The sequence below is a fragment of the Christensenella sp. genome (assembly GCF_034927525.1).
Taxonomy (GTDB): domain Bacteria; phylum Bacillota; class Clostridia; order Christensenellales; family Christensenellaceae; genus Christensenella.
This window is the reverse complement of sequence record NZ_JAYFPU010000168.1, coordinates 1-15,042: the sequence shown is the minus strand read 5'-3', so window position 1 is coordinate 15,042 and position 15,042 is coordinate 1. Positions and strand designations below refer to the sequence as shown.

The 15,042-nt window shown below is 48.4% G+C and carries 14 protein-coding genes; 3 read left to right on the top strand and 11 right to left on the bottom strand.

Translation table 11 applies throughout. The features are described 5' to 3' along the window. The 3 genes from galE to VB081_RS06860 form a co-directional block, all read right to left on the bottom strand. Positions 1 to 830, bottom strand: an 830-nt coding sequence (gene galE / locus VB081_RS06870) for a UDP-glucose 4-epimerase GalE (protein WP_323400088.1), incomplete at its 3' end; no start/stop codon positions are given. 51 nt (positions 831 to 881) lie between these two features. Further along, the gene (locus VB081_RS06865) at positions 882 to 1,997 is read right to left on the bottom strand and encodes an aminopeptidase (protein WP_323400087.1); all 1,116 of its coding nucleotides are present in this window, start codon (positions 1,995 to 1,997) and stop codon (positions 882 to 884) included. A gap of 74 nt (positions 1,998 to 2,071) precedes the next feature. Then, positions 2,072 to 3,466, bottom strand: a complete 1,395-nt coding sequence (locus tag VB081_RS06860) for an MATE family efflux transporter (RefSeq protein WP_323400086.1) — start codon at positions 3,464 to 3,466, stop codon at positions 2,072 to 2,074. Between the two features lie 110 nt (positions 3,467 to 3,576). On the opposite strand from VB081_RS06860, the gene VB081_RS06855 reads away from it, so the two are divergent. The 3 genes from VB081_RS06855 to VB081_RS06845 all read left to right on the top strand — a co-directional run bounded on the left by VB081_RS06855 (position 3,577) and on the right by VB081_RS06845 (position 7,532). Continuing rightward, on the top strand, positions 3,577 to 4,197 hold the full coding sequence (locus tag VB081_RS06855) for a cytidylate kinase-like family protein (protein WP_323400085.1): 621 nt from the start codon (positions 3,577 to 3,579) through the stop codon (positions 4,195 to 4,197). A 108-nt stretch (positions 4,198 to 4,305) separates the two neighbouring features. After that, on the top strand, positions 4,306 to 6,528 hold the full coding sequence (locus tag VB081_RS06850; RefSeq protein WP_323400084.1) for a bifunctional diguanylate cyclase/phosphodiesterase: 2,223 nt from the start codon (positions 4,306 to 4,308) through the stop codon (positions 6,526 to 6,528). After that, on the top strand, positions 6,525 to 7,532 hold the full coding sequence (locus tag VB081_RS06845) for a sugar ABC transporter substrate-binding protein (RefSeq protein WP_323400083.1): 1,008 nt from the start codon (positions 6,525 to 6,527) through the stop codon (positions 7,530 to 7,532). The genes VB081_RS06850 and VB081_RS06845 overlap by 4 nt, the downstream gene beginning before the upstream one ends. A 44-nt stretch (positions 7,533 to 7,576) precedes the next feature. On the opposite strand, the gene VB081_RS06840 is transcribed toward VB081_RS06845, so the two are convergent. The 8 genes from VB081_RS06840 to VB081_RS06805 all read right to left on the bottom strand — a co-directional run. Further along, positions 7,577 to 8,632, bottom strand: a complete 1,056-nt coding sequence (locus VB081_RS06840; protein WP_323400082.1) for an ABC transporter substrate-binding protein — start codon at positions 8,630 to 8,632, stop codon at positions 7,577 to 7,579. 18 nt (positions 8,633 to 8,650) lie between these two features. Next, positions 8,651 to 9,448: an ABC transporter permease gene (locus VB081_RS06835; RefSeq protein ID WP_323400081.1), complete on the bottom strand. Its 798-nt coding sequence runs from the start codon at positions 9,446 to 9,448 to the stop codon at positions 8,651 to 8,653. 19 nt (positions 9,449 to 9,467) lie between these two features. Beyond that, positions 9,468 to 10,331, bottom strand: a complete 864-nt coding sequence (locus VB081_RS06830) for an ABC transporter permease (RefSeq protein WP_323400080.1) — start codon at positions 10,329 to 10,331, stop codon at positions 9,468 to 9,470. Beyond that, a complete protein-coding gene (locus VB081_RS06825; RefSeq protein ID WP_323400079.1) occupies positions 10,328 to 11,416 on the bottom strand; it encodes an ABC transporter ATP-binding protein in 1,089 nt (362 codons plus the stop codon). Before VB081_RS06825 ends, VB081_RS06830 begins: the two co-directional genes overlap by 4 nt. A gap of 11 nt (positions 11,417 to 11,427) precedes the next feature. Continuing rightward, a complete protein-coding gene (locus VB081_RS06820; protein WP_323400078.1) occupies positions 11,428 to 11,961 on the bottom strand; it encodes a cupin domain-containing protein in 534 nt (177 codons plus the stop codon). A 364-nt stretch (positions 11,962 to 12,325) separates the two neighbouring features. Then, complete coding sequence (locus VB081_RS06815; protein ID WP_323400077.1) at positions 12,326 to 13,195, bottom strand: M15 family metallopeptidase; 870 nt, start codon at positions 13,193 to 13,195, stop codon at positions 12,326 to 12,328. 107 nt (positions 13,196 to 13,302) lie between these two features. Then, positions 13,303 to 14,202 (bottom strand): hypothetical protein, encoded by a 900-nt coding sequence (locus VB081_RS06810; protein WP_323400076.1) that lies wholly within the window; start codon positions 14,200 to 14,202, stop codon positions 13,303 to 13,305. Beyond that, positions 14,199 to 15,042 (bottom strand): sensor histidine kinase (locus tag VB081_RS06805; protein WP_323400075.1); only part of this gene is annotated, 844 nt, incomplete at its 5' end. The genes VB081_RS06810 and VB081_RS06805, both read right to left, overlap by 4 nt.

The window sequence follows — 15,042 nt, the reverse complement described above, 5'->3', positions numbered from 1 at the left end:
CGCTCGAAAGCCTTTACCATTTCAAGCACGCTTGTCGGCTTTTCCGTACCGAGATTATACACAAATAATCCCTGATCATCCAATTTATCGATTGCAAGCACATGCCCGTTTGCCAGATCCATCACATGGATATAGTCCCGCAGGCATGTTCCGTCCGGCGTATCATAATCTTCTCCATAGATGCTCAGTCGTTCCCTCTTTCCGATTGCTACCTGCGTGATATACGGCATCAGATTGTTGGGTATCCCATTCGGGTTTTCTCCAATCAGTCCACTCACATGCGCGCCAATCGGGTTAAAATAACGCAGCAGCAGGATCGACCAATCAGGATCAGACACATAGAGATCGCGTAGCATCTCTTCGATCACCAGCTTCGTCCGCCCATACGGGCTGGTCACCCCCGTGGGCATGTCCTCGGTGAGCGGCATCTTCTCCTGCGTTCCATATACCGTCGCAGAAGAACTAAATATGATGCGCTTTACACTGTGTTCCTTCATCGCTTCCAGAAGTACGACCGTCCCATTCAGATTATTATCAAAATAAGCAAGCGGCTCTCTCACCGATTCCCCAACAGCCTTCAGCCCCGCCATATGGATCACACCATAAACATCGTTTTGCGCAAAAATCTCATCAAATGCGCTTCTTTCACGAATATCTGCTTCGTAGAATCTGACTTTCTTACCCGCGATCTGTTCCACGCGTTCTAAAGCTTTCATGCTGCTGTTTGACAGATTATCCATCACAATAACGCCATAACCCTGCCCCAAAAGTTCGACACAAATATGGCTTCCAATGTACCCCGCGCCGCCTGTGACCAGTATATTCTTCATTCTTCTTCTCCCGCAAGAAAGGCGTATGCATATTCGCGTACGCCTCTTTTCTTATTTCAAATTCTCAGGATTCAGCCCTTTTAGTTCGTCCAGTACAAATACTCCGTCTTTGCGAATGAGCACGTCGTCGAACCATATCTCTCCGCCGCCCATCTCAGGCGTCTGTACAAGCACCAAGTCCCAGTGCACCGCGCTTTCGTTGCCGTTATACGCGTCGTCGTAACAACTGCCCGGTGTAAAATGCATAGAGCCCGCAATTTTTTCGTCAAACAGGATATCCCCCATCGACTGGTTGATATAAGGATTCAGCCCAAAGGAGAATTCGCCGACATAACGCGCGCCTTCGTCCGTATCGAATATCTTGTTGATACGCTTATTGTCGTTGCTCGTTGCTTCGATGATCTTCCCGTCCTTGAACAGCAGGCTGACGTTTTCATACTTGAATCCCTGGTGGAACGACGGCGTATTGTACGTGATGCGCCCATTGATGCTGTCCCTAACCGGAGCCGTATACACTTCTCCATCCGGCACGTTCATATGTCCGTCGCATTTCACAGAGCCGATCCCCTTGATCGAAAATGCGATATCCGTGCCCGGCCCTTTGATATGGACTTTATCTGTTTTGTTCATCAGCGCCGCCAGCGGATCCATCGCCTTTGACATTTTGCCGTAATCCAGATTGCACACGTCAAAATAAAATTTCTCGAACGCTTCGGTGCTCATCCCCGCCTGCTGTGCCATAGACGGCGTGGGGTAACGCAGAATGACCCAGTTTGTCTTCTTCACACGCAGCTCATGATGCACCTGCTTTGCATAGATCGACTGGTAAAGCTCCATTTTGTCGGCGGGCACGTCCGCCATCTCCGTTGCGTTGTCCCCGCCGCGGAACGCAATGTACGCCTGCATCTCCTGCATACGCGCGCTGCCCCATTTTGTGATATCCTCGATCTGTTCTTTCGTCGCCTGCATGAGCCACTGGCGCTGTACCCTGTTATGCGGTGTATCATAGTACGGCAGGCCGCCCGCCGCATATACTTCCTTGATCAGTTCCTCTGTGAGCGCGTCGTCACAGCCGGAAACATCAATCAGCACTTTATCGCCTTTTTTCACACCGCAGGAATAGTTGACCAACGTGTGACATAATTGTTTGATTCTATCATCTACCATTTTGTTCACCTCATTTATGTTAGTAATCTTTACCTCATTATTATACCACAAACAAAGCCTGTAAAAACACGCAACTACATCCCCGGCACCTCAACAAGCGGATTATCCAAGTTCTTCAAATACCGTTTATAGACATACTTGTAGAATACGATACTCAAAACAAGTGATACGCATTCCGCAACGGGAAACGAATACCATACGCTGTGCACCCCGCCGATCTGCGCCAAAATATAGGCGACTGGAAGCAAAACCACGATCTGCCTGCACAAGGAGACCAGCATACTCAGCATGCCATTGCCCACAGCCTGGAACACGCAAGAGAACACGATCCCAACGCCTGCAAACGCAAAACAGAGGCTGATGATGCGCAACGCACTCACCCCTATCTCAAGCATAGCCGGCGTTGCGTTGAACATCTCAAGCAACTGTGCAGGGAACAATTGGAAGGCGACCATTCCCACGATCATGATCGCCACTGATAAGAATACCGCAAATTTCACGGTATCCAAAATTCGCTGTCGGTGCCTTGCTCCATAATTGTAGGCAACGATAGGTATCATTCCGTTGGTCAAGCCGAATACAGGCATAAAAATAAACGATTGCAGTCTGAAATATGCCCCCAAAACCGAAACCGCCGCCGCCGAGAACCCGACCAGAATAAAGTTGAACCCAACGTTCATCACTGAAACCAGCGCCTGCATAATAATGGAGGGAATCCCCACCTTGTATATTTCCTTTATAATTCGTCCCGACGGACGGAATTTTTTCATTGTGACCTTTACTTCTTTTACTTTGTGTTTGACAAAATACAATCCAAAGCCCATCGCCACGATCTGCCCGATCACCGTTGCGATCGCCGCGCCTGCCGCGCCCATCTCCGGGAACGGCCCTATCCCGAAAATAAGGATCGGGTCAAGGACGATGTTGATACCTGCGCCAATGAGCTGCATGATCATATTGAATATCGTGATACCTGTCGATTGGAGTATCCTCTCGCACACGATCTGTATAAACACACCAAACGAAAAGATGAGGCAGATCGATAGGTATTGCGTTCCCATATCCGCAATGACGCTCCCATTTTCAAGACCCGCTGTAAAAGATTCAAAGAACATCCGCGAGAAAAAAATCCCGATCAAAGCAAACGCTACCCAACTCAATATTCCCAGAAATATCCCGTTTGTCGCGGCTTTGCTTGCGTCCTCAAACTTTTTTTCACCAAGACGGCGCGAGAGCAAAGAATTGATGCCTACGCCCGTACCCACAGCCACCGCAATAATGAGCATCTGCAACGGAAAAGCAAGCGACACCGCTGCAAAAGCGCTCTCGCTATACTGTCCTACAAAAACACTGTCAACAATGTTATAAAGCGCCTGTACCAGCATCGAAATCATGATCGGCAACGACATCGTCACCAACAACTTCTTGACTGGCATCACGCCCATTTTATTTTCCCTTATTTCCCCCATAAAACCTGTTTCATCCTTTCCGCAAATTGACATTTTAGCATATTAGAGGCATAATGTAAACAAGCTTAAGCACGATTTTCATACATTACAATCTACAGGAGGTTTGCTTTATGAAAAACGACATCATCATCACTATTTCAAGACAGTTTGCCAGCGGCGGACGTTCCATCGGCAAGCAGGTTGCGGATTCGCTCGGTCTTCCCTATTATGACAAAGAGCTGATCACCCTTGCCGCCAAGGAAAGCGGGTACGGTGAAGAATTTTTTGAGAATATCGAAGAAAAAGCAAACAACAAGTTTTTATATTATCTTTCCTCGGGCTTTGGCAATGTGTCCTCCTGGGGTACGGATATCGCGCTTGACGATAAGCTTTTCCTGATCCAGGCCGACGTCATCCGCAGTGTCGCCGCCAAGGGTTCGTGCGTCATTGTCGGCCGCTGTGCGGACTATGTCTTAAACAACAACCCCGACTGCATCAATATCTTTATTTACTCGGATATCGACCACCGCATCGACCGCGCAAAAAATGACTATCATCTCGATGCGCCCAACTTAAAAGACGCAATCGTGAAATCGGATAAGAAAAGAGCCACTTACTACAATTATTATACCGATATGAAGTGGGGCCAGATGGAAAACTACCATCTGCTTTTAAACAGCGATAGTATAGGTGTGGATAACTCCGTCGAGTTGATCAAGCGCTATGTGCAGCTAAGGCAGCAAAATAGATAGCGAACTGCGTCCCTTTGGGATCATAGCAGAAATTATCCGTACGACAGGACAATTGTTCCGCCATAAAAAATACCTATAAGGAAATGTATTTTTTACAGAATAGAAGGTATGCAGCAAATACATTTAAATATAAAAAAGAATATTCCTCTGACGGTAGCAGCCATCATATTCATACTGCTTTTTGTTGCTGTATTCTTTTTGATGCAGTATGTGCAGAATCTTTTATATTCGGACGTCCGAATCAATTTGACTGAGATCGTTACACAGAATAAGGACGTTATTTCCAGCAAATTCCAGGTGGAGATCAATAACCTTGAAACGTCCGCCGGACAGATTGTCGAACGTTATCAAACTTCCGGTTCCACCGAACCGGAAGAACTCGGTCAGATATTGCTTACATACAGTAAGGAGAAAGCAGACGACCGTCTCTTCATCGCGGATGCGGACGGTATTGCATTCTTCCCCTCCGGCGATCAAATAAACATTTCAGGCCGGAAATATTTCCAGATCGCCCTAGCCGGCAGCCCCAACATATCCGACCGCATCACTTCCCGGCTTGACGGCGAAGAAAAATTTATTATCAGCGTCCCACTTGTTGATCGCGGTAAGACCATTGGAACGCTCCAGAAGTTTTATTCTCCTGAAGAAATGTACGAGCTTTGTTCCATATCCTTGTTTTCTTCGCAGGGATATATGTATATCATCAACAGCGACGGCTATATCCTCATCAGCTCCAAGGGTACTTCCTATACTCAGGAATCCGATAATTATTACCGTACGATCTATGCACAGGGAAACCAGGATGCGTCAAAGCTTCTGGAAAGCGATATCAAGGCCGAAAAATCAGGTTTTATGGAAACAACAATCGACGGTGTAAAAACGTTTTCCGCTTATACGCCCCTTGAGGATATTCACGATTGGTTCCTCATATCGAGCGTTCCTACAAGCGCGGTATCCCCCAACGCCAATATCGTAGTTGAGATGTTCTATTTTATCCTGCTCTTTGTCGTGGCGATTTTTGCGCTCTTTATCTTGTACTTTATGAGCTACAAAAACAAACAGCAAAAAACTCTGAAACACATTGCCTTTTTTGATACTGTGACGCACGGCAATACCTTCAACAAGTTCCTTGTGGACCTAAAGGAGACCTTGCGGACAAACCCGGAAAAGCAATACTATTTCATTTCGTTTGACATTGATAATTTCAGGTATATCAACGGGTTTTACGGTTTTGATTTTGGCGACCGCGTACTTTTTAAGATCAACGAATCGATCGGCGGCAAACTTCTTCCGGACGAGATTATAGCCCGCGCAGCCAACGATCATTTCGTCCTATTGTTGGAAGACGCGTCTGAACAGCGTTTGGGCAGCCTTTTGTCGTTTGTCGATCTTGACGGCGTTACGATCTATATTTCGGCGGGCGCATATATAATTACCGATCCCAGCGAGAGCGTCAACCTGATGATGGATAAAGCTACGACCGCGGCGCGCAGCGCAAAGGGTACGCTTCATAAAACAGTAGAATTCTACTCTGAAAAATTTGACCAGCAGTTGATCAAGAACGAACAGCTAAAGCGCGCGCTGGAACATGCGCTCGAAAATGGCGAAATCATTCCTTTTTATCAGCCTAAGGTTGATGTGAATACGCTTGAGTTGGTTGGCGCGGAAGCGCTCGCGCGTTGGCGCACAAAGGACGGAAAGCTTGTACAGCCGAACGACTTCATTCCCCTGGCGGAAAAAACCGGTCTGATTGCGGATTTGGACATGGCAGTATTTGAACAGGTATTACAATTTCTGAAAAAGAATCTTGAAGCGGGCGTGCATTGTGTTCCTATTTCCGTCAATTTTTCCCGTTTGCATCTGCTTGACAATCGCTTTATTGATAAGCTGGTTTCCAAAACAGACGAATACAACGTCCCGCGAGAGCTCATTGAAATCGAAATCACTGAAAGCGTTATCTTCGACAATCACCAGTTGATTCTTGACTTTATCAATCAATTGCACGAAAAAGGTTTCAAGATTTCTATGGATGACTTTGGCTCTGGATATTCTTCGCTCAATATGCTCAAGGATATCCCCATCGATATTTTGAAAATTGACCGGGAATTCTTGAAGGAAACTGCCAACAGCGAACGTCAGCGAGTCATTTTTTCCGCGATTGCCCACATGGCGGGCCAGCTCGATATCGGCATCGTGGCCGAGGGTGTTGAGACGGTCGAGAATACAGAATTGATGAAAGAATGTGGTTGTGCCGTTGCACAGGGATATTATTTTGCAAAACCTATGGATGAATCTGATTTTGAAAACATATACAGGAGGGGTATTTTATGATCAAACGTATTCTATGTTGCCTGCTCGTTTTTTTACTTGCCTTTGGAGCTATGGCAGGCTGCAGTAAATCAAAGGACGATGTAAAAATCGGTGTTTCGTTCGGTGTGGGTCCTGCCGCCAGATGGCCATTGGAACAGGGGTACATGGAGGAACGCGCAAAAGAGCTCGGCGTCCAGATCGAGACACGGCTCAATACTGATGAAAACGTAAAATCGCAGTTTGACGACTGCAAGGAGCTTATCGACAGTGGGATCGACGTACTGGTCCTCATCCCCCGTGATATCAACAATGTGGCGGATATTCTTGCGTATGCAAAAGAAAAAAAGGTAAAGGTCGTCGACTATGCGCGTGCGATCCTCGGGCAGAAGGTCGATCTGTTTGTAGGGTACGACAGCACGAAGATAGGCCAGAGTATCGGCCAGTATCTTGCCGAAATGGTATATGAAGGCGATTATATCATTCTGCAGGGCGACCCAAACGACAACAACGCGACGCTTCTTTACGAAGGCGCAATGCGCGGGCTTGATTCTGTAAAAGATAACATCAACATCATCCTTGACGGTGTGGTGGAGGGCTGGTCTGCGGATGTGGCAAAAGAGATGGTAAAAGAAGCGGTATCAAAGAACGGGAACAAGGTCGACGCGATCCTTGCGCCCAACGATAAGCTTGCCGGCGCGTGCGCAGAGGCGCTCAGCGAACTCGGCGTCACAGATCATGTCGTCATAACCGGTATGGACGCAGAACTTGACGCAATCAAGCGTATCGTTGCGGGCACGCAGGATATGACGATGTATATGGATTTGGAGGAGCTTTCGCGTACAGCGATCGACCAGGCATATAACATGGCAATGGGCGAGGATATGCAGACAAATGAGGATTTTAACAATGGTACTGAGGGTGGCATCCCCGCCAGCCTGATCAACGGACAAATCGTTACAAAGGAAAACATCGATAAAATACTCATCGACAGCGGTTATTTTACCAAAGAAGAAGTGTACGGTTAAGAAATATTCAAAAAGGGCGTATCCAGTATGGGTACGCCCTTTTGTTATGCTATTTTTACCTTCATCCACGCATCCTCATAAAGCCGCAGGATATCTTTTGGCAGGTACTCGTAATACTCACAATCCACCAAGTCCTCTTTAGGCGGGTTGAACGCATAGTTTTCTAATAGCTCCGGATCGACCAGCTCAAGCGCCGCATCCTCAGGCGTAGAATAACCCGTGTATTCTGCGTTGAGCGCCGCGATATCCGGCCGCATCATGAAATCCAGAAAACGCAGGGACGCATCGTAAGCGTCCGTTGTTTTGAGGATACACATCCCGTCCACAAAGATGTTTGCGCCCTCCTTTGGAACCACATAGCGCAGATCCTCGTTGTCCGCCATGGAATAAGCCGCATCGCCCGCGTACATAGGCGCGAGTGCCGCGCTGCCGTTTGTCATTGTCATCCTCAGGTCATCCGTCCCATAGGCAAGCACAAGCGGTTTTTGCGAAACAAGCAAGTCTGCCGCTTCGTCAAGCTGCTGCGGGTCGCGCGTATTCACACTGTATCCAAGCTTGATGAGCGCCAGCCCGATGCTGTCGCGGATGCTGTCATACATCAATATCTGGTTTTTATATTTCGGATCGAACAGCGCATCCCAGCTGGTGATCTCCTCACCCGTCATTTTGATATTATACAAAAGCCCGAACGTGCCCCATGTGTACGGCAGCGAATATGTCCCGTCCGGATCATAGGTACATGTTTTGACAAAGTCCTCCACATACTGATAGTTTTCCATTTTGGAATGGTCGATCTGTGCCAGACGATCCTCCAGCATCAGCCGCTGGATCATATATTCGGACGGCACAACAATATCGATCTGCGTCCCCTCTGTCGTTGCGATCACATACATTTCCTCGTTCGAGGGTACTGTCGTCATGTTGACCTTGATGTCCGGGTTCTCCTCCTCAAACATGGGGATTACCTCCGGATCGATATAGTCCCCCCAGTTAAGAAAGTGGACGACTGTCCGCCCGCCCGCGTCGTCTCCCGACGAACAACCCGCCAGCAAAAAAACCGACATGACCGCTATTAAAATCATACAAACTATTTTCTTCATTTATTTTCTATCCTATCGTTATCGAAAGCTTTCCACGTTTGGCGTTTTCTTTGTCTTTTTCAGCGACCGCAAATTGATGACCAGCAGCAGCGCGATCACGATCACAAACATGATCGCCGACAATGCGTTGATCATTGGATTGATACCCACGCGCGCCATACTATAAATGTACGTAGACAAATTCTGTGTCGTACCCTGCGAGGTAAAGAAGCTGATCATAAAATCGTCGAACGACATCGTAAACGCCAGCAACGCCCCCGTTACAATGCCCGGCGCGATCTGCGGCAATATCACCTTGCGTACCGCATATCCCGGCTTCGCTCCCATGTCGAGCGCCGCCTCGTAAGTCCCCGGGTCCATCTGCCGCAGCTTGGGCAGCACCGAGAAGATCACAAACGGGATATCGAAGGTAATGTGCGCTAAGAGCATCGTCCAATATCCACGCGGGATATTGAAAAAAATAAACAGCAGCAATAGCGATATGCCCGTCACGATCTCTGCGTTTACCATCGGGATATACGTCAGGTTGATCATCACATTTTTGTTCCGCTTGCGGAAATTATCCATGCCCACCGCGGCAAGCGTCCCAATGAGCGTCGCCGCGATCGAAGCGATGATCGCAATCGATATCGTTACCCATACCGCCTCGGCGATCGCCGGATCGGAAAACAGCTGCTCATACCAGTGCAATGAAAATCCCGTCCACTTTGCCATAGATTTTGACTCGTTGAACGAAAAAATAATCAGCGCAAAGATCGGAAGGTACATGAACAGCAATATGATCGCCAGATAAAACCGTTTGAAAAATTTTGCCATAACTTATCACCCGAACACCCTACATCAGGGTGCTGCCGTCCCCTTCCTTATCGTATTTTCGCATCATCCACATGAAAAGGATCGTAAGTATCATCATCACCACGGCAAGCGCGCTGCCAAAGTTCCATTCTGAAAGCAACAGGAACTGCATCTCGATCAGGTCTCCGTACATCATAAAATGGCTCCCGCCCAGCAGCCGCGTGATGACGAACGTCGTCATCGCCGGCATAAACACCATCGTCACGCCTGAAATGATACCGCCTTTAGAAAGCGGCAGCGTCACGCGCCAGAATGTCTGCCATTTGTTCGCCCCTAAGTCTTGCGCCGCCTGGATGCACGAGGTATCCATCTTCTGGAACACGGAAAAGATAGGCAAAATCATGAACGGCAGGAAATTATATACCAGCCCGAAGATGATCGCGCCCGACGTATACAAAAATTGCACCGGCGGCAAACCAAGCGCCATCAACCCCTGATTGATAATGCCTGCATTGTCAAGAAGCGCGCGCCACGCATATGTGCGCAGCAAAAAGTTCATCCACATAGGCAGGATAAACAAAATAGATACAATGGCAGCCGTGTTCGCCTTCATGCGCGACAGAATATACGCCACCGGATATCCAAGCAACAGGCATACCGCTGTCGCAAGCAGCGCCATCCACACACTGCGCCAGAAAACCGTCATATAAAGCGGCGAAAACGCACGCGCAATATTTTCCGCGGTCAACACCATCACACCACCCGATCCCGTCGCCGTAAACGCATACAGCAAAATCAGGATGAGCGGCGCGACAGTAAATATCCCGATCCACACGACATACGGCAGCGCAAACACCTTGCGCGACTGCAACGTATTGCTCAGTTGCTTATGGTTTGCCCTCATTTCCCCGCCTCCGCCACATCATCGGTACGCATCTTATCATATTGGCTCACTTCCATGACATGAATATCGTCCGGCTCCAGCGCAAAACCCACGCGGTCGTCCACGTCGTAAAAATCCGTGGAGTGGATGAGCCATTCGAATCCATTGTCACCATTCACGCGTATCTCATAGTGAACGCCCATAAACAGCACAGACGAAACCTTGCCGACGATCATATCGTCGGTGATCTTCTTGGTAATATTGATGTCCTCCGGACGCACGACCACCTGCACCGGTTCGTTTTCATTGAATCCACGATCCAGGCATTCAAAGTCGGTATTGGCAAAATGCACAAAATAATCGCGCTTCATAATGCCACTGATGATGTTCGATTCTCCGATAAAATCCGCGACAAACGAGTTGCGAGGTTCGTTGTATATCTGCTCCGGCGGCCCTAATTGCTGTATCACACCGTCGTTCATGACCGCGATTGCGTCGCTCATGGTGAGCGCTTCTTCCTGATCGTGCGTCACATATACGAACGTGATCCCGAGGGATTTTTGCATGCGATTGAGTTCAAGCTGCATTTCCTGCCGGAATTTCAGGTCGAGCGCGCCCAGCGGTTCGTCTAACAAAAGAACCTCCGGCTCGTTGACAAGAGCACGGGCGATCGCTACGCGCTGCTGCTGACCGCCTGAAAGCTTCGCAATATCCCTGTCGCCATATCCGGCGAGGCCCACGAGCTTTAACATATCGCTCACCTTTTTCTTGATAGCCTGCTTGTCCATCTTCTTAATCTTCAGACCAAACGCAATGTTGTCGAATACGTTCAGATGCGGAAACAGCGCATATTTTTGGAACACCGTATTGACGCGCCGCTTAAAAGGTGGCAGCCCCTTGATGCTCTCACCAAACAAATGTACGTCGCCGCGCGTTGGTTCTTCAAACCCGGCAATGATGCGCAGCAATGTCGTTTTGCCACAGCCCGATGGCCCGAGCAGCGGCAAAAATTCATTCTGCTTGATATACAAATTGATGTTCGAAAGCACTTCCACGCCCTCAAACTCCTTGTATACGTTGATGAAATCAATAATATGTTCCGACATCTTTTCTCCCCCTAAAACATCGGTGGTGTGGATATCCACACGACCTCCGCATCTTTTTTTCCGCTGTTTTCGATATGGTGCGGCACGTTCGTCTTAAAATAGAAGCTGCCGCCTTTCCTGATCTTGTGCCGCTTCATACCCAGCACAAGCGTCACCGTGCCACAAAGCACGTAGCCAAATTCCTCACCCTCGTGCGGATTATCCGTTTCGGTCGCCGCACCCGCCTTAAGATGCAGTAAAATAGGCTCCATCTTGTTTTTCTGCGCACTCGGGACAAGCCAAAGGATGCTTTTGTCTTCCTCTTCCTTTTCAAACAGGTCGGCAGGGGAAAATGCAACTTTTTCCTCCTCCCGCTCGTTGAAAAACTCCTGCAAGTCTGTCCCCAGACATTCCAAAATATCTGTCAGCGTCGCGATGGAAGGAGACGTTAAATCACGCTCCAACTGCGAAATGAAGCCCTTGGAAAGCTCTGCGCGATCCGCAAGCTCGCTTTGAGTAAGCCCCAGGCTTTGCCGCCTGATCTTGATCTTTTCACCAATATTCATGATCTTCCTCTTTTAAGAATAGCAGTTAAATAAACTTTTTGTTTATCAAGGCTAAACCAATAAACGCAAATATTATTTTGCCATATGCACCCCTTGTTGTCAACACATTTTTCCTTTTATGGCGCTGATATTTAGGCAATATTAATTTCATTTTATTTTTGCTTTTAAATAAACAACGTTTCAAAGTTTACTAATACTATACAAATCTATTCGTTTTTTCATTTTTTATAAAACACGAAAATGAAATCCGCCCAATTGAGGCGGATTTCACACGTTCGACAGAAATTTCATGTTATTGTTTGAGAGATTTTACTTATTTGTTTTCTCCTTTTGCCTCACTCCCCTTTCTGACTATTGCAAATCTTTATGATCTCAAATATTCCTCCAGACACAGTCCGGATTCATATATCTCTTTCGCCGCCTGCTTGCCCACATAGCGATAATGCCACGGCTCATAGACCACCCCTGTAATCTGTTCCTTATCCTCCGGATAGCGCAGGATAAATCCAAACTTCCAGGCATTTTCACTAAGCCACTTCCCCTCGTGCGTATTTCCATACTCGTCGTCCGCCGTATCATGGTCAACAGACAAAATATCGATTGCCAGGCCTGTAGAATGCTCGCTTGCGTTGCCCGGCATCGCGCGCACGGGGTTTGTAAACGGCTCCCTGCCATACGCCGGGTTTTCCTTCAGCTGTGCCTGCCACAGCTGACTCTGGTAAGCGACCGAGCGGTATGCACCGTTGATTACATATCTTCCAACGCCCTCGTTTTGCGCCGCTAAAAACATCTGATGCGCCGCTTCTCCCGCCGTTTTATTGATATAGCCGTCGCTGTCCTCAAGCGTTACCGCATCTGAAAGCACATCGCTTAACGCGACCAAATGGTTGGGCCGCTCGCTTGTGATGGGGCGATCCCAGTTCACCAATACCAGATAACCGTCCTCTTTGCTCCCATCCTTGCCTTCTGGAAGCATGCCGGTATCCGCACCGCCTGTTGCCGGCAGCGAGGGATTCTCCTCCAGCTTTTGCAGCGCCTGCTGTGCCTGCCCTGTCATGATGCGCGAATGGTCGGGGGTATCCGCCGCTTTTCCGATGTCCAGAGGAAACGCGTGCAGTAAAAAGAATATTCCCATGACAATAAGCGCCGCCACGACCAGAAACACCCCAAACCTTTTTGTCGCTCTTCGTTGTCGTCTCCTGACCATGTTTCCGCATGGTTGTACCAAACGCATTTTCCCTCGCCCCTTTCCATAAAAAATCCCTGTATTCTTTCTTCTGCTTAAAGAATACAGGGATAAAGCATATTTTTCACATCAATATTGTATCATTGTTGTAACTTTTATAGAATATCCGATGGTTTCAGAACCATTCTGTACGATTGATACATAGGAAAGCTTTGCACTTCCGTCATGATCTCATAATCCTTGTTTGTCATCGCGTACAGGCTGTTCACAAACTCTATCGTTTCCACTTCCTGCTGCGCCTTGTCGATCACAAGCTCATGGTAGGCGGCAAACGCGTCCGCCGTCTTTCTCAGCTCCTTAAAATCCCAGTCCTTGCGAGCATTTGCGCTCCCGTTCTGCGCGTCTTCATATCCAATGTTCATAAAGTACGCTTTGCCGATGTCATCGTCGATCACAAGCCAGTACCGCTCCCCCGATCTGGGGTTAGAGATCGATCCTTGCCAGAAATAAAACTTCGAATTGGATACCGTCGGATCGGACGCTCGCCAAAAAGCAATACTTTGTACCGCGCTATAATCGCCCTGCTTTCCAAGATCGAAATGTGGGATCGCGCCCGCGCTTTGCAGCAACCGCGCTTCGCGCACAAGCGCCATCTCCGCCTGTGCCTGCGTCATCACCGCATCCTTTTCCGCATCCTTTCCATCTAAGACATCAAGCTGAACCGATGATACGAACTCGTCCGGATACGGCTTAGAAGAGGCGTCTGCCGACATAGCGGATTCAGTTTCGTTTTCAAGCTCTAGGCTTTTTTCCGATCTGCGCATACTGACACCAATAAAATCTCCCTGCTGCTCGATACACTCATAAAGCACCTTTGTTTTCTGGTATTTGGAGGCCTTATACTGGTAAGATTCCGACGCCTGCGTATCTTTATTGATCTTTCCAAGAAACAGCTGATCGTTTTTTTTCGCCAGATACGGCGGCAGCATCGCACACGCAACGACAACCGCCACTGCAATGAGGGCTACCAAAACATATTTAATGATCCGCTTCATCCCCGCTTTGGCCTCCTTGCCCTAGGCACACGCACACAAACGATCGTGCCCGTGCCTTCTATGCTCCTGAATTCAAGCCGCGCCCCATGCAGCGACGCAATCTTGTCTGAGAGCGCAAGCCCCAGCCCTGCGCCGTTTTGCGCACGTGCACGGCTCTTGTCCACCATGTAAAACGCTTCTGTGATCTTTCGTATCTCCTCCTGCGGAATACCCCTGCCATGATCCTTGACACAAAACACATAATCCCGCCCGTCGATCTTCCCATAAAGCTCGATCACGCTTCCCGGCTCGGATGCCTTCTTTGCATTGTCGATCAGGTTAACCAGCAGCGTTTTAAAAAGATCGGGTTCTAACATCACAACCGAATTTTGCGCCGCAACATGAAGCTCCATATCCGCCTTCTCCATCACCGGCCGCATCAGCCCCTCCAGTTCTTCAATCAAAATACGTGGATTGACACGTTTCTGCTCGAATTCGTTGCGGTTTAAAACCATCAGCTCCAATAGCTTAAGCGACAGCGCCTCTAGGCGTTTGCCTTCCGTAAAAATATAACTCGACGCCATAAACATTTCCTCGGGCGTCATGTTGCGCGAACGCAGCATATCCGCATAACCGATGATGGAGGTAAGCGGCGTTTTTAATTCGTGCGCAAAGCTGGCAACAAAATCTTCTTTTTGCCGCGCGGCATTTTCAAGGTCATAGATCTTATCCTCCACCGCGTCCGTCATCAGATTAAAGTCACGCGCAAAATCTCCGATCTCGTCGTTGCTCATCACCTTCATACGCTCATCATAATTGCCCTGCGCAATACGCCGTGTCGCGGCAGAGAGCCTGCGCAGC